The organism is Dolichospermum circinale AWQC310F, assembly GCF_000426925.1.
Classification (GTDB): Bacteria; Cyanobacteriota; Cyanobacteriia; order Cyanobacteriales; family Nostocaceae; genus Dolichospermum; species Dolichospermum circinale.
The window spans coordinates 47,827-68,710 of record NZ_KE384664.1; the positions used below are offsets into that span (position 1 = coordinate 47,827).

Annotated in this window: 20 protein-coding genes and 1 tRNA gene; 12 read left to right on the plus strand and 9 right to left on the minus strand. The window is 40.1% G+C overall.

Going from position 1 to position 20,884, the window contains the following annotated elements; genetic code table 11:
* Window positions 1-35 precede the first annotated feature (35 nt).
* A complete protein-coding gene (locus tag ACIR310F_RS0102275; RefSeq protein WP_028082421.1) occupies window positions 36-866 on the plus strand; it encodes a Uma2 family endonuclease in 831 nt (276 codons plus the stop codon).
* Window positions 867-1,188: 322 nt separating this feature from the next.
* Here the strand turns inward: ACIR310F_RS0102275 and ACIR310F_RS0102280 are convergent, their stop codons facing one another.
* Both ACIR310F_RS0102280 and ACIR310F_RS0102285 read right to left on the minus strand, forming a co-directional pair.
* Window positions 1,189-2,061 carry an S-methyl-5'-thioadenosine phosphorylase gene (locus ACIR310F_RS0102280; protein WP_028082422.1) on the minus strand — a complete coding sequence of 291 codons (873 nt, stop codon included), beginning with the start codon at window positions 2,059-2,061 and terminating at the stop codon, window positions 1,189-1,191.
* Between the two features lie 285 nt (window positions 2,062-2,346).
* Window positions 2,347-3,339: a zinc-dependent alcohol dehydrogenase family protein gene (locus ACIR310F_RS0102285; RefSeq protein ID WP_028082423.1), complete on the minus strand. Its 993-nt coding sequence runs from the start codon at window positions 3,337-3,339 to the stop codon at window positions 2,347-2,349.
* A gap of 273 nt (window positions 3,340-3,612) precedes the next feature.
* On the opposite strand from ACIR310F_RS0102285, the gene rimP reads away from it, so the two are divergent.
* The 6 genes from rimP to ACIR310F_RS0102315 all read left to right on the plus strand — a co-directional run bounded on the left by rimP (window position 3,613) and on the right by ACIR310F_RS0102315 (window position 11,985).
* The gene (gene rimP / locus ACIR310F_RS0102290; protein ID WP_028082424.1) at window positions 3,613-4,074 is read left to right on the plus strand and encodes a ribosome maturation factor RimP; all 462 of its coding nucleotides are present in this window, start codon (window positions 3,613-3,615) and stop codon (window positions 4,072-4,074) included.
* A gap of 138 nt (window positions 4,075-4,212) precedes the next feature.
* Complete coding sequence (gene nusA, locus ACIR310F_RS0102295) at window positions 4,213-5,466, plus strand: transcription termination factor NusA (RefSeq protein WP_174782580.1); 1,254 nt, start codon at window positions 4,213-4,215, stop codon at window positions 5,464-5,466.
* Between the two features lie 52 nt (window positions 5,467-5,518).
* Window positions 5,519-5,788, plus strand: coding sequence for a YlxR family protein (locus ACIR310F_RS0102300; RefSeq protein ID WP_028082426.1), 270 nt, complete (start codon window positions 5,519-5,521; stop codon window positions 5,786-5,788).
* A gap of 468 nt (window positions 5,789-6,256) precedes the next feature.
* On the plus strand, window positions 6,257-9,364 hold the full coding sequence (gene infB / locus ACIR310F_RS0102305; protein WP_028082427.1) for a translation initiation factor IF-2: 3,108 nt from the start codon (window positions 6,257-6,259) through the stop codon (window positions 9,362-9,364).
* Between the two features lie 370 nt (window positions 9,365-9,734).
* A complete protein-coding gene (locus ACIR310F_RS21335; protein WP_035367507.1) occupies window positions 9,735-9,983 on the plus strand; it encodes a hypothetical protein in 249 nt (82 codons plus the stop codon).
* Window positions 9,984-10,359: 376 nt separating this feature from the next.
* Window positions 10,360-11,985 carry a DUF1565 domain-containing protein gene (locus ACIR310F_RS0102315; RefSeq protein ID WP_028082428.1) on the plus strand — a complete coding sequence of 542 codons (1,626 nt, stop codon included), beginning with the start codon at window positions 10,360-10,362 and terminating at the stop codon, window positions 11,983-11,985.
* Between the two features lie 51 nt (window positions 11,986-12,036).
* Here ACIR310F_RS0102315 and ACIR310F_RS0102320 read toward each other — a convergent pair whose 3' ends face one another.
* Entirely contained in the window at window positions 12,037-12,300 is a 264-nt protein-coding gene (locus ACIR310F_RS0102320) for a DUF3493 domain-containing protein (RefSeq protein ID WP_028082429.1), read from the minus strand.
* Window positions 12,301-12,333: 33 nt separating this feature from the next.
* On the opposite strand from ACIR310F_RS0102320, the gene ACIR310F_RS0102325 reads away from it, so the two are divergent.
* Both ACIR310F_RS0102325 and ACIR310F_RS0102330 read left to right on the plus strand, forming a co-directional pair.
* Window positions 12,334-12,405 (plus strand) — tRNA-Thr (locus ACIR310F_RS0102325).
* A gap of 384 nt (window positions 12,406-12,789) precedes the next feature.
* Window positions 12,790-13,386: a hypothetical protein gene (locus ACIR310F_RS0102330; protein WP_028082430.1), complete on the plus strand. Its 597-nt coding sequence runs from the start codon at window positions 12,790-12,792 to the stop codon at window positions 13,384-13,386.
* Between the two features lie 927 nt (window positions 13,387-14,313).
* On the opposite strand, the gene ACIR310F_RS0102340 is transcribed toward ACIR310F_RS0102330, so the two are convergent.
* Window positions 14,314-14,943 (minus strand): DedA family protein, encoded by a 630-nt coding sequence (locus tag ACIR310F_RS0102340; protein WP_028082431.1) that lies wholly within the window; start codon window positions 14,941-14,943, stop codon window positions 14,314-14,316.
* Between the two features lie 306 nt (window positions 14,944-15,249).
* Between ACIR310F_RS0102340 and ACIR310F_RS0102345 the strand changes: the two genes are divergently transcribed.
* Window positions 15,250-15,603 (plus strand): STAS domain-containing protein, encoded by a 354-nt coding sequence (locus ACIR310F_RS0102345; RefSeq protein ID WP_028082432.1) that lies wholly within the window; start codon window positions 15,250-15,252, stop codon window positions 15,601-15,603.
* A 101-nt stretch (window positions 15,604-15,704) separates the two neighbouring features.
* On the opposite strand, the gene ACIR310F_RS0102350 is transcribed toward ACIR310F_RS0102345, so the two are convergent.
* Window positions 15,705-16,265 (minus strand): Npun_F5560 family protein, encoded by a 561-nt coding sequence (locus ACIR310F_RS0102350; protein ID WP_028082433.1) that lies wholly within the window; start codon window positions 16,263-16,265, stop codon window positions 15,705-15,707.
* Window positions 16,266-16,432: 167 nt separating this feature from the next.
* Window positions 16,433-16,756, minus strand: coding sequence for a 30S ribosomal protein S6 (gene rpsF, locus ACIR310F_RS0102355; protein ID WP_028082434.1), 324 nt, complete (start codon window positions 16,754-16,756; stop codon window positions 16,433-16,435).
* 293 nt (window positions 16,757-17,049) lie between these two features.
* Between rpsF and ACIR310F_RS0102365 the strand changes: the two genes are divergently transcribed.
* A complete protein-coding gene (locus tag ACIR310F_RS0102365; protein WP_028082435.1) occupies window positions 17,050-17,823 on the plus strand; it encodes a fumarylacetoacetate hydrolase family protein in 774 nt (257 codons plus the stop codon).
* A gap of 3 nt (window positions 17,824-17,826) precedes the next feature.
* Here the strand turns inward: ACIR310F_RS0102365 and ACIR310F_RS0102370 are convergent, their stop codons facing one another.
* Complete coding sequence (locus ACIR310F_RS0102370) at window positions 17,827-18,303, minus strand: Tic20 family protein (protein WP_028082436.1); 477 nt, start codon at window positions 18,301-18,303, stop codon at window positions 17,827-17,829.
* Between the two features lie 80 nt (window positions 18,304-18,383).
* Window positions 18,384-18,581 carry a hypothetical protein gene (locus ACIR310F_RS0102375; protein ID WP_028082437.1) on the minus strand — a complete coding sequence of 66 codons (198 nt, stop codon included), beginning with the start codon at window positions 18,579-18,581 and terminating at the stop codon, window positions 18,384-18,386.
* 475 nt (window positions 18,582-19,056) lie between these two features.
* Here ACIR310F_RS0102375 and glyA point away from each other — a divergent pair, with 475 nt between their 5' ends.
* Entirely contained in the window at window positions 19,057-20,346 is a 1,290-nt protein-coding gene (gene glyA, locus ACIR310F_RS0102380; RefSeq protein ID WP_028082438.1) for a serine hydroxymethyltransferase, read from the plus strand.
* A gap of 172 nt (window positions 20,347-20,518) precedes the next feature.
* Here the strand turns inward: glyA and psbM are convergent, their stop codons facing one another.
* On the minus strand, window positions 20,519-20,626 hold the full coding sequence (gene psbM, locus ACIR310F_RS23975) for a photosystem II reaction center protein PsbM (protein WP_071604776.1): 108 nt from the start codon (window positions 20,624-20,626) through the stop codon (window positions 20,519-20,521).
* Between the last annotated feature and the right edge of the window lie 258 nt (window positions 20,627-20,884).

The following is a 20,884-nucleotide window of genomic DNA, read 5'->3' on the forward strand; positions in this document are numbered from 1 at the left end:
ACCAACCTACTTAGTAACTTATCAAAATCAAACCTATGGCTTTAACCGCACAAGAAATAGAAGCATTAATGCCAGATTGCACGGAACTACTCAGCGACGAACCAGAAATGGAAAGCTCCTTACATTACACACAACTATTAATATTAGTAACTTGCTTAGAATGGTTATGGCGCGATCAAGAAGATTTCTTCATTGGTGCAAATCTCAGCATTTACTATAGCCGACAACAGTTAAAAAATCGGGACTTTAGAGGACCAGACTTTTTCCTAGTCAAAAACACGGAAAAACGTCCCCGTGCTTCCTGGGTAATATGGGAAGAGGACGGTAAATATCCGAATTTGATTATTGAATTACTTTCTGATTCTACAGCCAAAGTAGACAGAGGATTAAAAAAAGAATTGTATCAAACTCGATTTAGGACTCCTGAGTATTTTTGGTTTTCCCCGAATACCTTAGAATTGGTAGGCTGGAGATTAGTAGGAAATGAATACGAAAGTATTAGTCCTTCAGAAAATGGTTGGTATTGGAGTCAGGAATTAGGATTATATTTAGGAGTGCTGGAAAATAGGTTAAGGTATTTTACCGTTGAGGGTAGATTAATACTTACGCCAGAAGAAGCAAATTTAGAAGAAATCAGAAAAGCTGAAGTTGAACGTCAAAAAGCTGAAGTTGAACGTCAAAAAGCTGAAGTTGAACGTCAAAAAGCTGAAGCTGAACGTCAAAAAGCTGAAGCTGAACGTCAAAAAGCTGAAGTTGAACGTCAAAAAGCTGAAGCTGAACAGCAAAGGGCTGATGAGGCAGAGCTTAAAGTAGCAATTTTAACTCAACGGTTGAAGGAATTAGGTATTGAACCCGATGGTTTATAACTAAGAGTATTCCCACGCAAAAATACCTAATTGTCATGGTAAATGAAGCCCAAGACGAATTAAACAATATAAATTTGTTGCGATTACTAGGCTACACTTACATTCGGTTGTAATATCATTGATTGATTTTAAAACTCTAATGAGGATGCTTGGAAAGTCAAAAAGGATAGAGGTTTTGAAACCCCCATCCCAGTAACAAAAGTTTTTCCTTTTCCCTCTCCTAAAAGGAGAGGGTTAGGGGGAGTTAGGGAGGTTAGGTTTTTTAGGTGTATTTGTGTCTTATAAGACTTGCAAACGAAACATCCTCTCAGATAAAATATTTTTACAAATACTTCTCTAACAATAACCGCAATTTTTCCTTAGTTGCTGTCGGTGCTTTGTCCAGATTCGTAATAATAGCATACTGTAAAGCTGAATGAGCATCACTAACAGGATAAGTCTCGCTTAATCTCCTTACAGTTTCCTGAATTACCCTTTGAGCATTTATCGCGTTTTTATGTAAATTACTAATCACCATTTCCACCGTCACACTATCATGATCAGTATGCCAACAATCATAATCTGTCACCATTGCCAATGTTGCATAAGCAATTTCCGCTTCTCTAGCTAACTTTGCTTCTGGTAAATTGGTCATACCAATCACTGTAGCATTCCAACTGCGATAAAAATGAGATTCCGCTTGAGTGGAAAAAGCAGGTCCCTCCATACATACGTAAGTACCGCCATAATGTAAGGTAATATCTGGTAAATTTAAAGCAGCGATCGCATCCGCTAAAATACCAGATAACTTTTTACAAATTGGCTCACCAAAAGCGATATGAGCAACAATACCTTCACCAAAAAATGTAGAAATTCGATTTCTGGTTCTATCAATAAACTGATCAGGAATTACCATATCTAGGGGTTTAGCTTCAACCTTCAAAGAACCCACAGCACTGGCAGATATTAAATATTCTACCCCTAATTGCTTCATAGCGTAAATATTAGCCCGAAATGGCAACTCAGAAGGTAATAGAGTATGATCACGACCATGACGTGCTAGAAAAGCTACCCTTGTCTCCTCTAAAGTTCCGAGAATAATCGCGTCAGACGGAGAACCAAAAGGTGTAGAAATTTCTACCTCCTCCACATCTTTAAGTGCGTCCATTTTGTACAAACCGCTACCACCAATAATTCCAATTCTAGCTACTGTCATATTATCAAACCTGTGATTAATTGGTCTAAAAAGTAATTTTACGGGAAATATTACAACTATTTCCCATCATGCTTAGAAACAATTTATGGGAGTTAAGATATGATGCTTTTTTTCAAAATCCAAAATTCAGTTAATCCCTAACTTTCTCACCATATATACCATTTTATTCTCCACAAAATTAGAGATTTATCTGTGTTTATCTGTGGTTAAATTTCTATTACTTTACCGCGACAAGAACGGGAATATTATAAACACAATCATCTCAACAAATTTCCTCCTTAATTATCAATTTAATAAAACGACCTTACCTAAAACCGAACCATTTTCAATTAAAGTATGTGCTTGTGCTGCTTCAGCTAAAGGAAAAGTCTGACTAACTTTAATCCTTAACTTACCTTCATCTATCCAATTCGCACATTGTTGTAAAATATCTCCATGATGTTCTAATGCTTCCACAATTCCTGATAACATTGGTGTCAACATTAATTCCAAACCAATTCGTAGATTTCTATTTCTAGCAACTTTCCAAACAGTATTAGCTTTAGGTTCGAGAATAGTGACAATATCACCATAAATGCGTACTGCGGGAAAAGACTTTTCAAAAATATCACCACCAACAGTATCAAACACTAAATCTACACCTACACCATCAGTCCAGTCTAATACAGAATTGACAAAATCAGTTTCTCGATAGAAAATCACTTTATCAGCACCAATTTCAGTAACGAAATTAGCCTTTTCCAAAGAACTAACCGTAGTTGCTACCCTTGCACCTTTTAGTTTAGCCAATTGAATAGCTACATGACCAACACCACCAGCTCCAGCATGAATTAATACACTTTCTCCCGGTTCAAGTCTTCCCCGTTCATATAAAGCTTCCCAAGCAGTAATTAAAACCAGGGGTGCGGCTGCTGCTTCCGCAAAAGAAACAGACTTGGGTTTAAAAGCGACAAATCTTTCATCAATAGTAGTATATTCAGCGTAATTTCCCTGATCTGATCCCAAACCACCATAACAAAAATATACTTCATCACCAACCCGAAACCTTTGCACATCAGCACCCACAGCTTCCACTATACCAGCGCCATCACATCCTAAAATAGCCGACTTATGCTCAGGATAAAATGTACCTCGTTGACGTAATTTAGTATCAATCGGGTTAACCCCAGCCGCTAAGATACGAACTAGAATTTCTGTATTTGTTGGTACGGGTTGAGGTACTTCCTGTAATTGCAAAACATCCGGCTTACCCGCTGCTGTCATTAATATTGCTTTCATGCTTTTCCCCCCAATGTACTTGTTTAACTCAAATTAAAAATTACAAACAAATGACAAAAATGAATAACCACTAATTCAGAAATCTCTTTATTCCGTTATTCCCTATTCCCACTTCCCACCCCCCTAATTTTTGAGAGACCATCTTTATTAATTAAAGAAATAGGCTACACTCATGTTAGGGGCGAACTCATGGAGTGCGTCACAAGACTTCTTGGAAGATATCCCTATCGCAGGAAGTGGGTTGAAGCCCACTTTTTTTTATTGAATTCTCTCATGACTCATCCTTTAATACCACAAATTATTGATTTGGCGACACCAGTAGCAACAGAATTAGGATTGGAAATTGTTAATGTAGTTTTTCATACAAATCAAAGTCCGCCAATCCTACGGGTAGATATATTTAATCCTCTACAGGACATTGGCCTGGATGATTGTGAAAGGATGAGCCGTGCCTTAGAAGCGTCATTAGATGCGACAGAGATCATACCAGACGCTTATATATTGGAAGTATCTAGTCCTGGTATTTCAAGACAACTGGTAACAGACAGGGAATTTATTTCCTTCAAAGGATTTCCTGTAATTATTTCCACTTCCCCACCCTACGAACAAAAGCAAGAGTGGATAGGTTCATTGATGCGTCGAGATGAGACTACTGTTTACCTTAACCAAAAAGGTCGTGTTGTGGAAATTCCCCGTGACCTCATCACCAGAGTACAAATAGATGAGCGTCGCTAATCAATACTAGATTTTAGACGTTGGATTCGGGAACGGGAAAAAGATAATTGGTGCGGAGTAATTGGTCACGGAGAAACAATTACCCATCACCCATTATCTGATTGTGCTGACTTTACATAAAATTTTAGGAGACTGCGTATGTCAATGGTGACTTTATCAGGATTAAAAGAGCTAATCGAAAGTATTAGCCAAGAACGCAACTTACCGCGTTTAGCTGTACAAGCAGCCATTAGAGAAGCATTACTCAAGGGTTACGAACGTTATCGTCGCGCCCAAAATTTAGAACGTAAACAATTTGATGAGGAGTATTTTAAGAATTTTGAAGTAGAATTAGATATAGAGGGCGAAGGATTTCGTGTTCTTTCCACCAAAAACATTGTTGAAACAGTTAGTAACACCGACCATCAGATTTCCCTAGACGAAGTACAGCAAGTAGCCCCAGAAGCCCAACTGGGAGATTCTGTAGTCTTGGATGTCACCCCAGACCAAGGAGAATTTGGGCGCATGGCCGCCATGCAAACTAAACAAGTATTAGCGCAAAAATTGCGAGATCAACAACGCCAAATGGTGCAAGAAGAGTTTCAAGACTTAGAAGGCACAGTTTTACAGGCTAGAGTCTTACGATTTGAACGCCAATCTGTAGTTTTAGCAGTTAGTAGCGGCTTTGGACAATCAGAAGTAGAAGCAGAATTACCAAAGCGAGAACAGCTACCCAACGATAACTATCGAGCTAATGCTACCTTTAAGGTATATCTAAAAAAAGTTTCCCAAGGACAGCAAAGGGGTCCACAATTGATGGTATCCCGTGCTGATGCAGGTTTAGTTGTTTATTTATTCGCCAACGAAGTCCCAGAAATTGAAGATGAAGTAGTCAGAATTGTCGCTGTAGCACGAGAAGCCAATCCCCCTTCTCGTTATGTTGGGCCTCGGACAAAAATTGCCGTTGATACCCTAGATCGAGATGTAGACCCCGTTGGTGCTTGTATTGGTGCGAGGGGATCAAGAATCCAAGTCGTAGTTAACGAATTACGGGGAGAAAAAATTGATGTCATTCGCTGGTCACCAGACCCAGCCACCTATATTGCCAATGCTTTGAGTCCAGCAAAGGTAGACGAAGTCAGGCTCATGGACCCAGAAAGTCGCCAAACCCACGTTTTAGTAGCAGAAGATCAACTGAGTTTAGCCATTGGCAAAGAAGGGCAAAATGTGCGATTAGCAGCCCGTCTCACTGGTTGGAAAATTGATATTAAAGATCAAGCTAAGTATGATTATGAAGCCGAAAATACTAAATTTGCAGCAGTAAGAGCGCAATATCAATCACAAAATTATGAAGATGAGAGGACAGATAGAGAAGATGAAATCGCAGAAGAATTAGAATCAGAAGAAGATTAACATACCAGGAAATACAATATCCGGGGAAGATGATTTTTTCCACTGACCACTGATGAAACCCAACTATCGGCGTTGTATTAGTTGTCGCCAAGTCAACTTGAAGCAAGAGTTTTGGCGGATTGTCCGCGTCTTTCCATCGGGAAAGGTACAATTAGATCAGGGCATGGGGCGTTCTGCCTACATTTGTCCTCAGGAGACTTGCCTCCAAGTAGCTCAGAAAAAAAATAGATTAGGGAAATCGCTGCGAGGGGCAGTGCCAGATGCAGTGTATCAAACATTGTGGCAACGTCTAAATCACAGCAATCCCCAAGATCGTATTTAATGGTGACAACAAAAATTGCGATAATCTCTAAAGAGATGATGACAAAAGCTGAACTATTAGTGATCTAATCCTCACCTTTGGTATCGCTCAAGTTGGTGCCAAAATGGTAAATGGGTGTAAACTGCTTTTTCGATCTCTCTTTCCTGGGAGGCCGCAGGGCATTACTCCCAAAAAGTTTTTCTGGATTGTGTTGTAGAAAACGCATAAAGAAAGCAAAACAAAAAAATCAAAAATGGCAACCTGGTAGCGCCAAAGCGCAGTTGGGCATTAACCATCACCCATGCGATCAATCGCATGAGGAAAATTAAATGGTGGGAAAGCCAGCATGAAACCGAAACATCTCTCTTCCCTAACTGGAGGCATCGGCAATATCACCAAGGGCAACCGAAAAAACAGTGATCAAAGGGTGGAGATGTCACAAACCAGGCAACCATCCGTTAAAACTGTAAATTAAAGGGGAAAGAGTGGATGAACAACGGCAAAGTTAGAATCTATGACTTATCAAAGGAATTGAATTTGGACAACAAAGAGCTATTAGCAATTTGCGACCAGCTCGACATTGCAGTCAAAAGCCATAGCAGCACGATTTCTGAATCAGAAGCTGAACAGATTCGTACCGCAGCCCAAAAGGTGATTGCCGCGAATTTAGCCGCCAAAAAAGCTGCTAAAAAGGAACAAGGTACAAATGTCCATAGACCAAATTCATTCCCAAACCACAAGAGCACCAATCACAAACAGCAAATTCTGGAAATTCGCAAACCGAAAATATTGAGAAACACCACCACCAACACACCAGATGCTTCAGTAGCGACTGCTGCTGCTGATGCTAATCATCCTTCACCTCCACGGACTTTCGCTACACCAGTGTCACCCATGAAGCCGACGGCACCAACTCGACCAGTACCCAGAAATCAATCTGAAACTCCGCACAAGCCTAATATCACCCCACCGGAACAGGTATCTCATCCTCAACCAGCAGGGGAAAAGGTAACGGCGGAAAAACCAGAAAAAATATCTGTTCCTAGACCGAAACCAGAAAAACCCCAAAAACCCCCCAGAGACCAGCCGACTCCCGCCAGAGTAGATGGGACAAAACCACCAGAAACACAATCTGTAGGAGTTTCGGAAAAACCAGTCCTCAAACGCGATCGCCAACAACGTGCTGAAGAGAATCCCCATCCGATTCGAGGTAAAGCCAATAAACCTTCATCGGATCAAAGTTCATCCCCAGCACCATCAAAACCCAGTCGTGCCACTTCAGCCCCGACAAAACCAGAACAGCGGAGTGGTAGACCGCCTGCGGGTGGTGACATCCAACGTCCTCGACCAGCACGCCCCAGTGAAGCAGTGGCAGCCATGCCCATTGCCACTCCACCCCGGCATAATGTGGGAGGAGGGAAGAAGGAAGTATTGGATAGTACACCAATATTACCAGATATCCTGGATTTAAAACGTCCCACACCCCCACGTCTCAACAAAGGCGGGAAAAAATGGCAAGAAGAAGAAATCATTGACGAAATCAAAGAAAAGGCCAAGATTGGACCTAAGGGCAAACGGGCCAAACCAGTCTTAGAAGATGATTTAATAGATGAAGAAGATTTACTTGATCAAGGTCTGGGTGAAATTTCCGCAGCAGTCCAAGTTAGTCTTTCCATTGCCCGTCCTCCCAAACCCAAAGGAACTCGTACAAGTAGTCCAACGGTAGCGGTTGTATCTGCTCCCACCACTAGAGGTAAAAAATCTAGTTCTTCGCGCGAGCAACATCGTCGTCAAGAAGCCGTAGAGGAAAAACCAGATCGTCCAGCCACACTGGCTGTCACCGGTCCATTAACAGTTCAAGAATTGGCGGATGCCTTAGTAATTGCCGATACAGAGATTGTTAAAATCCTGTTTATGAAAGGCATGGCCGTCAGTATCACCCAAAACCTAGATATTCCGACTATTACCCTGGTAGCCAAAGAACTAGAAGTAGAAGTCGAAATCGTGGAACGTGAGGCCGAGGCTCGCAAGATCACAGAAATGATTGACGTGGAAGACTTGGATCATCTGATTCGTCGTCCTCCAGTGGTCACCATTATGGGTCACGTAGACCACGGTAAAACCACCCTCCTCGACTCGATTCGCAAAACTAAAGTTGCGGCTGGAGAAGCGGGCGGTATTACTCAACATATCGGCGCGTACCATGTTGATATAGTACATGAAGGCAAACCACAGCAGATTGTCTTCCTAGATACTCCCGGACACGAAGCCTTCACAGCTATGCGTGCCAGAGGCGCGAGGGTGACAGATATAGCCGTTTTGGTCGTCGCTGCTGATGACGGTGTTCGTCCCCAAACTATCGAAGCTATTAGCCACGCTAAAGCCGCAGATGTTCCCATTGTTGTCGCTATTAACAAGATTGATAAAGAAGGCGCACAACCAGAGCGAGTTAAACAAGAACTCACTAATTACGGTCTCACCGCTGAAGACTGGGGTGGTGAAACTATTATGGTTCCCGTCAGTGCTATCAGGGGCGAAAACCTCGATACTCTCCTAGAAATGATTATGCTGGTGTCGGAAGTAGCCGAACTATCCGCTAATCCAGATCGGGCTGCTAAGGGAACAGTTATTGAGGCTCATTTGGATAAAGCTAAGGGTGCAGTTGCTACCTTGCTGATTCAAAATGGTACACTCCACGTTGGAGATATGCTTGTAGCCGGTTCGGCCTTTGGTAAAGTCCGCGCCATGGTTAATGATCGAGGTAAGCGTGTAGATGTTGCTACTCCATCCTTTGCTGTCGAAGTATTGGGTTTAAGTGATGTCCCCGCCGCCGGTGATGATTTCGAGGTCTATGAAAACGAGAAAGAAGCTCGTTCTATAGCAAGCGATCGCGCGGACAAACAAAGACAATCCCGCTTGTTGCAAGGTCGTGTCACTCTCACAACCCTGTCAGCACAAGCACAAGAAGGCGAGTTGAAAGAACTCAACTTGATCCTCAAAGGCGACGTGCAAGGTTCTGTGGAAGCCATTATCGGCTCTCTGCGCCAAATTCCTCAAAACGAAGTCCAAATTCGGATGCTGCTGGCTACCGCTGGAGAAATCACCGAAACAGACATAGACTTAGCTGCGGCTAGTAACGCTGTTATCATTGGCTTTAATACCACCTACGCCAGTGGTGCTAGACAAGCAGCGGATGAAGCAGGTGTAGATGTTAGAGAATATAACATCATCTACAAACTCTTGGAAGATATTCAAGGTGCTTTAGAAGGTCTCCTCGAACCAGAATTGGTAGAAGAACCCTTGGGACAAACAGAAGTCCGTGCTGTCTTCCCCGTCGGCCGAGGCGCGGTTGCCGGTTGTTATGTTCAATCTGGTAAACTGGTTCGCAACTGTAAAGTGCGCGTCCGTCGCCATAATAAGGTAGTTTATGAAGGTGTCCTCGATTCCCTGAAACGGATGAAAGAAGATGCCCGCGAAGTCAACGCAGGTTATGAATGTGGTATCGGCATTGATAAGTTCCATGACTGGGTGGAAAATGACATCATTGAAGCCTATCAAATGGTAACTAAACGTCGTACCCTAACCATGACGAAATAGTTCCGTGATGAGAACGTTGAGTGCTGAGTTGATGAGTGTTGAATTAAGACTATTTAGAGTTCAACACTCAAATAAGATAAACTCAGCACTCCGTAATTCACAACTAATCAGGCTGATCAAAATTCTCTGTTTCCTTAAAAACAAGTTTTTTGCAAATTTCTGACAAAATTCCGTTTTTAGTGATTAACGAGACAGAATTTATAGGGGTAAAACCATTATTTTAGGAAAAGTTTAAGCAAAATTTGATAATTTTAGGTCTGGGTGACTAGATTTACGTCTTTGCCCTTGAGTTTGAAATAAATAGACATCTAAAATCTAAAATCCCAAATCTCAAATCTTCTGGGAAGTGAAAAATCAGGAATGAGAAATTATGACTCAATTTCCAACTTCTAGCGATTACGCGCATCAACAGGACAGCAAAGCCTATAGCAGTAGTGAGCCTAGAGATATCCAATTATCTACTAACAAACTACTCTGGCAGGAACTAAAATATGTTATATCTGCTAGTTCCGGTTTTAAACGGTGGCAACTAGAATGTAATGCTCAATTACAAAGTTTACGCCTAGATCAACAAGTGCAAATGTATTTACGAGAGACTTTAGACACTTTAGCTTATTAATCATTTGGCCAATACTTACCACCTGCTTTTTGCAGAAGACTTGAGGATAAGATTTCTTATCCTCAATTTTTATATATATCAGGGAACAAGAAAGAGTAGATAAGAGTCAAAAATCGCAGAAACTGAACTATTCAAATATTTTCACCCCCAAAAATTTGGATTTTCTGGCTTAAAACCCGCCCAAAAATTCAACAACGGGGGTTTTGTCCAATATACAGTAACCGAAAGGTTCAGTTACGTGATTTTTTTAATCATAATTTTAGCTAAAAAATTGCCAATCATCGGGTATAGTTTGTCTTATGTTGTTACAGAACTCCATCTGTCGCCTGAGACTCTTGTGAAAGTACCATCATTAAACACACAATTCAGTAAGAAAATGAAAAATCAGGGTTTCCATATTTCTACTTTATCCTTGCAAGCCAGCCTTACAGCTTTGTTATTAATTGCTGGTAGTTCTACTCTGGTATCTAATCAAGTTAAGGCTAGTCCTAACCCAATTTTAACAGCCCAAGCCCCGGCCACAGCCACCGTCATTTACGTTAACTCAGCTACAGGACAAGATACCGCTGGTGCTGGAACCGCAGCAGCACCTTATAAAACAATTACCTTTGCTCTGTCCAAGGCTCAACCCGGAACAGTAGTTCAAGTTGCCCCCGGTACTTATAGTAAAGATACTGGGGAAACATTTCCCCTGATACTGAACTCAGGCGTGACACTTCAAGGTGATGAGGGTAACAAAGGTCAAGGTATCTTAATTAGTGGTGGTGGTGTTTACACCAGTCGCACCTGGGCAAAACAGGATATTACACTGTTAGCTAACAATAATACTATCATTACAGGTTTAACTTTTACCAACCCTAATTCACGTGGGACTGCTGTATGGGTAGAATCAAGTAACCCTGTGATCAAAAATAGTACCTTTACTAACAGCAATAGAGATGGGATTTATCTTACCGGTAATGCTAATCCCCAAATTGAAAGTAACATCTTTTTGAAAAACGGGGGTCAGGGAATTTCTGTAACTAAATCCGCACAAGGTTCGATTCGTGGCAACTTATTTCAGAATACTGGTTTCGGTGTAGCAATTGGTGGTAGTTCCACACCTTTATTAGAGGCTAATAACATCACTCAAAATAAAAGTGGTTTGTATATTTCGGAAACAGCAAAACCCATACTCCGTAACAACGCAATTCGCAATAATACACAGGATGGTATAGTCGCTACCATTAATGCCGCCCCTGACCTCGGTACTAGCAGCAATCCTGGTGGTAATCTCATCCGTGATAACGCTCGTTATGATCTGAACAATTCCACTAAAGGCAAGATTACGGCAATTGGTAACGATATTAACCAGAAAAAGATCTCCGGTTCTGTTGATTTTATTGCTGCTACGGTGACTACACCTCCCGATGGTAATACTGCTTTTAAAGATGTGCAAACAGGTTATTGGGCAAAAGCTTACATCGAAGCCTTAGCTTCTCAAGGTATTATCGCTGGTTTTCCAGATGGCAGTTTTAAACCCAATGAACCCGTAACTCGCGCCCAATTCGCTGCCATTATCAACAAAGCCTTTAAACCCCCAGCAACTCGCAAAGCCATTACTTTTAAAGATGTAAAAAGTAATTATTGGGGTTATGGTGCTATTCAAGCCGCTTCTAGTAGTCCATTCCTGACTGGTTATCCTGATTTAACTTTTAAACCAGAACAACAAATTCCCAGAGTCCAGGCAATAGTGGCCTTAGCAAATGGTTTGGGTTTAACTGCCAGTGATCAGAATGCAATCAAATTCTACACTGATGCTGGTCAAATTCCTAGTTATGCAGCAGGTCCTGTGGCCGCAGCAACTTCACGGCAATTAGTCATTAACTATCCAAACGTGAAAGAGCTTGCTCCTAAGCGTCAAGCAACTAGAGCCGAAATTGCGGCCTTTGTCTATCAGGCTTTGGTTAGTGCGGGTCGTGTTCAACCCATTGCTTCTCAATATCTTGTCACTACTAAGTAATTAGTACCAGGGCAGACGGGAAATATGATCTTGTCTTCTGTCTCTTTTCTGTCATTTATCCCCTCTATTTTCCCATTTCCACAGAAACACCATTAGCCCAATTACTCCTAGCTGGATTGCGAAATTAGGCAATGCTCGCTCAATATCGCGCCCTGCTAGGAGTTGGAAAAAGAAGACGAAGGCACCAATAAAACCCGAAGCACCCACGCTGATATAGATAAATTGTCTTAACCCCCGATAGGGTGCGGCTACCTCCGCTTTTAAACGTTCATATTGTTGGGGTTTGAGATTATTTGGAGAATTTGGTTCTATCATCAATAAGTTATGTTATAATGTGTGACTGTGTAGGCCGATGTGGCTCAGGGGTAGAGCAACTGATTCGTAATCAGTAGGTCGTGGGTTCAAATCCCATCATCGGCTTTAAGTAATATATACTATAATTTATAGTTGTACATTCACAATTTATTTGTCACTGTTAAGTAGGTTGGCGTTAAAAATTGTCGTTATAGTGAGGGAACTCTTAACTCTTAACTGGGAACAGGAAAGAGGTTTCGGGCAACTTTACTTTTCGTTACATATTTTGGTTTTTTTCCGTATTTTACGGATTCAATTATTGAAATTGGTGATACTTTCCGCCAACCTAAATTTACAGAAGATAATAAATTAAAACGGTTTGACTATATTGTTTCTAACCCCATCAGGAAATTGGTGATATTTTAGCAGATTTAGCAGCAGCAAGACAAGCCAGGGAATGGGCGGATAAGGATTTAGATGAGGTTTTGGTTAAGTTGAGGAGGAAAATATATGTCTTATAGAGATTTTACTTTAGAAACTGTTAAGAAAAATCTCCATCTGAATATTTCTAGTAGAGAGGATATTTTTTCTAAAGTTGCACCATTACCAGTTAGTGAATATTTACAGGAAACTTTAGCCTATAATGTCCCTTTTGCTTTGGCTAGTAATACGGAAAAATCTCGTTCTGAGATGATTATTACCCCGATTTTATTAGAATTAACTAAAAAGTTTGTTAATCAAATTAGTTTGTTTTCTGGTGTGGAATTTAATATTGAACCTAGTCAGGGTTTAAATGGAAATTGTGATTTTTTAATTAGTCGTTCTCCTGAGTTTTTATTGATTAATATCCCTGTAATTATCGTTGTGGAAGCGAAGAAGGAAAATATTAAAGGTGGTTTGGGACAATGTATAGCCGAAATGTATGCAGCTAGGTTATTTAATGAACGGGAAGAGAATCAAGTTACAGAAATTTATGGGGTGGTAACTACAGGGGAAATTTGGAAGTTTTTAAGGTTGTCAGGTGAACTGGTGCAAATTGATTTGGCTGAATATTTTTTAAATGATGTCAATAAAATTTTGGGAATTTTGGCTAGTGGTGTAAAATGATTTTAGGAGTTATGAGGTTTTTTAGTTATGGTTCAAGTTGTAATGATTAAACGCAGATGAACGCAGATGATTTTGTACTTCACTGAACTAGGAAATGCTATTTATTGACCGCATTGTATTATTATCACCTGAAGAATTTACACCTCTACTTTTACAACTTTCCCGTGAGGAATTAATTACTATATTTCAGTCGGAAAATCAATGATGGGAGGAACTTAATACTATTGTCTGAATCAGGATATCCACCGATTAAAGGACGAACAGGATGAATACTTGTCGGTTAAGCTGAAAAAATAAAATCATGTAGGTTGGGTTGAGGAACGAAACCCAACATTTATAAGCTTCTGTTGGGTTGCGCTATCGCTTAACCCAACAGAAGCTTGATGTCATTAGAGGATGATTCACTTTCTTTGGTGTAATTTGATCGAAAAATGGCGACTCCTACGGAGTGCTTCGCTAACGCATCCCTCGATGAAGGTAAAGCAGTGATTCCGGTGTGGTTAGATGTTATTTATCAACGGCTGGAGGTTAAGTTTAAAATGTGATAGGTACAATAAATAGCCATGATATTAAAAACTTTCAAATAATGTAATGAATTGAAACCAATATTGTCGTTAATGTGTACCAGAAAATAGCAAGCGATAGCGTAAGCGCTCCCCAGGAATCGCTTTCAACATTCTAAATTCTCTTCTGATGTTCTATTATCTCCTCAAACGGGTTGAAACACTGATGACACCAGCCATAGCGTCTCAAAAAATGACTCAGACTTTCTCCCGGATATGGTTCTACCTGAAACAACCAAGAATTAATTTTCCCAACTTCCATTAGGAGCAACGAATGGTAAAAAAAGATAGGTCAAGTATTGTCAATCGGACCTATCTAGAATAATACATTTATTCCATCAAAAGCACTTTAAAAGTCAATTACCTACTCTTCTGTTTGCTGCTTTACAGTGCGGGACTCCAACCAAATTGGGACAACAATGACAGCCACTAAAATAAGTAAAGCCAAAATCGCAAATTTACTTACCCAGGCCACCAATTGTTCTAGGGAAATAATTCTCCCCGCAAAAAAGGCTAAAGTCACCATCACACCACCCCACGCAGTCGCCCCAGCTACATTATAAATTAGGAATTTACCAAAGGGCATTTCTGCTATACCTGCAAGTGGTGAAGCAAAAATTCGCAATAAGGCAAAAAAGCGGCCAAAAAATACAGCTTTAGCGGCGTTTTCGGTAAATTGATCCTTAATACTCAACAGTCGTACCTCTGAAATGCGGAAAATCTTCCCAGCTTGCAGCAGAAAAGGCCAACCGCCCACTCTACCTATCCAATAGCCGCAATTACCACCAATTACAGCCCCTCCGACCGCATTACCAAGAACCAGCCAATAATTTAATTCATTGCTACCAGCCAAAAAACCACCAACAATGGTTACGGTTTCCCCAGGAAGAGGAATACCCAAATTTTCTAGCAATATTCCCAAAAAAATCGCTAAATAACCATAATTATGAGCAATTTCTTGGATGTTTTCTAGTGAAATTAGCTCAAAAGACATCCGCTACCACCGAGTTTACAAATTTTTACCTGTACCATATCTTTGCTTATTTTTGGTAAGAGTGTCAAACTATTTAAGTCAAATTATTTAAATAATGATAAGTTTGTTACTGAAATTGCCAAAGAATTATGCCTATACTAGAAAAAGATATCAACAAATTATACGACCTAAATACTGAAAAATTTTTCTAACCGCGTTGCTGTTAATGCAGGTAAATTTGCGAAAATAGTCATTTTGCGGTTGAATTATAAACAGTATTAATGTCAGTTTTTTCTTTCTTAGTGTTTCAAATACTCGGTTAAATTTATGACTCTTACACAAGAACGCCAAGTGATTTTGTTCAAACCCCAAGGTAGTATAGACCTAGACAGTGGTACAAACTTGAGTGAACAGATGGACCAAATTAAGCCTCAAGGCCATCAACTTTGGGTTATAGATTTAGCAGATGTAGATTTTATGGATAGTTCTGGATTAGTTCCCCTTGTCAAAGGTCTGACTACAGCGCGTAAAAGTGGTTGTCGGTTAGTTCTTTGCAATGTCAAAGCCCCTGTGAAATTGATTTTGGAACTGACCCAACTTGATTCAGTATTTGAAATTTTCCCAAGTTATGAAGATATTTTTACTTCCGCTCAAGATCAACACTCGTTATTAGCGAGCTAATTTACAGTATTTTCTTCGTCAATACTTATAAGCCGCAGTATCTAAAAGTCTAAATACTGCGGCATAAAAGTCTTGATTTAGTTTGAATACAGTCACAAATTTTAGGTGTTTTGAGGAGCAGATATATGATCTGTTGCAACTTCTGAACGAGGAAAAGTAGGTAAATCAAGACCACCATGATTTGTGTGGCGGTTTTTGAGTGCTAAACGATAACTTACACTTTGTAATTCGGCTTGTAATTGGCGATTTTCCCTTTGTAATATTACTACCTGATCTCGCACTGGTTTTATGCGTTCTTCAAACTTACGGCGGTAAATTTGGGGTAATTCCTCTACTACCTGCTCTAGCATTCTATTTCGATCAGTTAGGTTTTGCACTGACTGTCGTAGTTGGTAAATTTCGGTATCACGAGTCCTAATTTCCTCTTCGTAGCATCTCATCTGCTCTTCCACATATTGAAGTTTATCTCTTAACACCTGCAATTGACTCAAATCTATCCCTGGTTCGGATTGTGGTGGTGTAAAATTAATATTACCCTTAACTAGCCGCAACAGTTCTTGAGATAATTGCTCTACTAATTGATCTCGCAGTTGTAACTCTTCTCGCAACCGGGACATTTCGGTAGAGATTTCTGGAATGTTTGGTATATCAGATTGGTTCACAGTCACTTATACCTCTTGTATATAACTGTGATATTAACATTCCCGTTGTTTAAAAATATCCTTAATTTCCAGTTTACTGAAACTATTGACTATATCTGTATTTTTATACCATTACCTACCTCATCGGTAGGTGAACGGCTGATACTTGTCACCTAAAAATGTTGTTATTAGGCTGCTGCTTCTGCTTCTACTTTCTGCTTGGGAACTTCTTGCTTAACTGTCATATAGCGAATTACTTCTTCGCTTAATCTCATACCGCGTTCCATAATAGCGATCGCAGTTCCAGGTCCAGTATAATTCATTTGCACATAAACGCCATCACGATGCTTTTTAATTTCATAAGCCAGACGACGTTTACCACGGTTTTGAATTTCAATATTCTCAGCACCGTTTTCCCGAATCAAGTTTTCATATTTGGCAATTTGTTGTACTATTTGCTCATCTCCCAAATCAGGACGCAGAATGTACATCGTTTCGTAAACTGTGGTCATATTGGTTAATTCACCTTTTGGACAAAATGGCTGAAGAGGTGTCAATATATACAAATATTGCTGTTAGCGATACTTTTATTAATCAACGTCTCAAACAACAAGGAATTTTGACAATTTTTTAGCTATTCCATGTTAGCACAAATTTCCCCAATATTCCTTTTCTGCTAAACTTTATTTTTGGAGTAAATTTAGGAGGTTTTGCGTATTTATCTTATAATATAACCAGTTTTCAATGACAATCATTAGTCAAATCCTGGTTTAATAAAGCATATTTAAGGATATTCATTCAGGTTATGGCGCAGCGATATGTGCGAGTTCAAAGTCAAGAAGGTAAAATTTATTATGGGTTGCTCCAGTTATCCCAGAATGTGGAAGTGCTAGACGCTCCACCCTGGTTGCATGGTCAACCTACGAATTTAACCCTAGAACCCAATTGTTATACAATTCTAGCTCCCTGTGCGCCAACAAAAATTGTCGCCGTGGGGAGGAATTATGTTGATCATGCAGCGGAAATGGGAACGTCAGTACCCGCTGAACCGCTTATATTTATGAAACCGCCTACATCTGTAATTGCGTCAGATAGAGAAATTAAATATCCCCACCAATCTCAAAGGGTGGACTATGAAGGAGAGTTGGCCGTTGTGATTGGAGATCGCACAGCTAATTGTAGCCTAGACCAAGCCCAAAGTAAAATTTGGGGTTACACCATTGCCAATGATGTCACAGCCAGGGATTTACAACAAAAAGACCACCAATGGACAAGAGCTAAAGGTTTTGATACTTTTTGTCCTCTAGGTCCTTGGATTGTCCGAGAATTAAACCCAGGAGCTAAATTACAGACTTTTTTGAATGATCATCCCCAGCCTGTCCAATCTGCTTGTATTGATCAAATGGTATTTTCCCCAGATTTTTTGGTGTCTTATATCAGTCAAGTGATGACTTTATTACCTGGGGATATAGTATTAACTGGTACGCCTATGGGAGTAGGATCTTTGCAAATAGGCGATCGCATCTGTATAGAAATAGAAGGTATTGGTCGCCTAGAAAACACAGTTATCCGCAGGTAATCTTTAGCGCAACTGCATATAAACAGCATCGGAAATTGCCGGAATTTCCGCATATTTCCCCATTAACGATTGAGCAACGGAATAAACAACCGCTGCTACTATTCCCATAAAAATGGTTGTATAGAGTGTTTGCATAGCAAATCCACTACCAGGAACTAATTTGACAATATCAGTCAAAATGCCACATAAAAAGATCACAATATCTAAAATGATGGCTTGCATGGTGTTAAAACGAATAAAATGACTAATTTTCTCGTTTCTCACCACTAAAAGCCACAAAGCAAAGAAAATAATGATTCCTGCATAGCGAACACCATAGTAAATTCTTAACAGAGGTAAAAGCGGTAAAAATATCAGTCCCAGCAATGGAAAATCATTGAGAAAGAACTGACCGAAGGCAAACACCTCGATTAAAGGTAATAAATAAGGTAAACAAGCGAAAATTCGATCAGGGAAAGTTGTAGACCCGCGCCAAGACATTTTATATTCTCCTGTGGCTAAATTTCAACAGCTATTGAGCTTAGGATAACGCAGATGCTTGATCTTGATAACGAATCCAATTATTCTATATTGGCAACCCGAAAACCCATCATACACTCATATTGCTCTGGCTGTTGTTGGGTAAAATTATTAATTGCCTGACCACAGCGCAGTTTTCCCCCACTCCAGCGAGGTTGTCCCTTACCATTTGCTAGTAAACAAGACTGACAAACTGTTTCTGGGCTAAGGATTTGATTATCGGTGAAAATAACTAACATCTAAATCCCTTTTTGTTATAATTAGGAGAAATTTATATGAATGATTTAGGAAATGATTGAGAAAAAAATTCTAGCCAGCTTAGAAGGCCGCTAAATGTACTGGAGTTGATTGTATCTTAGATGTCTGAGATTTTTGTTAAATTGAGTACCAAAAAATACATAAATTTAGATCACCACATTTACTAAAATCAAAAATTCCTATATGATCACATTTCCATCTCTCTAAAGAACTTCAGCCTAAATTCTGATCATAGACAGTTTACCCAGTAACCCTGCTTTACTGCATTTAATTTGTATGATTCTAGCGGGCAAGGAATTTGTATGATTCTAGCGGGCAAGGAATTTGTATGATTCTAGCGGGCAAGATGCCCGCACCACAACATCTAGCCAGATGAGGATTATAAAATTTAGAGGCGTAACAGCTTAGGTTTAACCGTGATATCGATTTTTATCAAATTCCCTAAGGATAATCAAAGTGACTAAAACTAACTCAGACTTTTTAAAAAATTCAGACCCTACCATTAACGAACTAATTAATCAAGAACTACAGCGACAACGTGATCACTTAGAATTAATTGCCAGTGAAAACTTTACCTCCCCTGCCGTATTAGCCGCCCAAGGTTCAGTATTAACCAATAAATACGCAGAAGGACTACCAGGTAAACGTTATTATGGCGGTTGTGAATTTGTTGACAAAATTGAACAAATAGCCATTGACCGAGCTAAACTGTTATTTGGTGCTGCCCATGCCAATGTCCAACCTCATTCTGGGGCGCAAGCTAATTTTGCCGTTTTCCTGACATTGTTAAAACCGGGAGACACAATTATGGGTATGGACTTGTCTCATGGGGGACATCTTACCCACGGTTCACCCGTGAATGTTTCTGGTAAATGGTTTCAAGTTCGTCATTATGGTGTCAGCAAAGAAACCGAACAATTAGACTATGATCAAATTCGGGATTTAGCTATTAAAGAACGGCCTAAACTGTTAATTTGTGGTTATTCAGCCTATCCCCGGATTATTGACTTTGCAAAATTCCGCAGTATTGCTGATGAAGTTGGCGCTTATTTACTCGCTGATATTGCTCATATTGCGGGTTTAGTCGCTACAGGTCATCATCCTAACCCCCTACCTTATTGTGATGTCGTCACCACCACAACCCATAAAACCTTACGTGGCCCCCGTGGCGGCTTGATTTTGACTCGTGATCCAGAATTGGGAGAAAAGCTGGATAAATCAGTTTTCCCAGGAACTCAAGGGGGACCTTTAGAACACGTCATTGCTGGTAAAGCCGTAGCATTTGGTGAAGCTCTTAAACCTGAGTTTACACAATATTCTGCCCAAGTAGTTGAAAACGCCCGCGCTTTAGCTACCCAACTGCAAAACAGAGGCTTTAAATTAGTATCTGATGGCACTGATAATCATTTAATGTTAGTAGATTTACGTTGTATTGATATGACTGGAAAAAAAGGAGATCAGCTAGTCAGCACCGTTAATATCACCGCCAACAAGAATACAGTTCCCTTTGATACTAAATCGCCTTTTGTTACCAGTGGTTTAAGGTTAGGTTCTCCCGCTATGACTACCAGGGGTTTAGGTGTGGCAGAATTTATAGAAATTGGTAATATTATTGCAGATCGGTTACTTTCTCCAGATTCAGAAATAGTAACTGCGGATTGTTTGAGACGAGTCGCGGCCTTGTGCGATCGCTTTCCATTATATCCTCACATAGAAATTCCTGTACCAGCTTCTGTGAGTAAATGATGAGTATTCCCAGTCTGAGACTGGGAACGAGATTTTTCAAGGGCAGTTGAGGGAAGTTGAAACTAATTTAAACTAATTTAAACTAATTTATGGCTAGGACAGCCAAGCTATTAAGTTCTGACCCACCCTACCCAATGTAACTGGCAATTTACTGACATTAACTGTTAACGAGTTAATTGCCTTCACGGCTTCCAGTTTGGATGTAAAGCATGATTAAAAAAACAGCAGGTACTAGTACGAACAAAATGCTCGCTATGAAACCTAAATCATTAACTTGCATAGGAAAATAGCCTTTTGTGTAATTTTTCTATTCAACTACTCTAGAATAGCATCACAGATGACAAAGTGAAGCCAATTTTCTTAAACTCGAATAGACAAGGGAGGACTAGAATCTCCAGCTAAACAACTAAAATCCGCAGACCTGGAATAAATACAGCAAGTTCAGCTTGAGTGAGGTACACCTTGTGCGGGCAAGATGCCCGCACCACAAGAGTTTTATTATTAATATCTGTACTTCATAATATCGGAAACTGCTGTA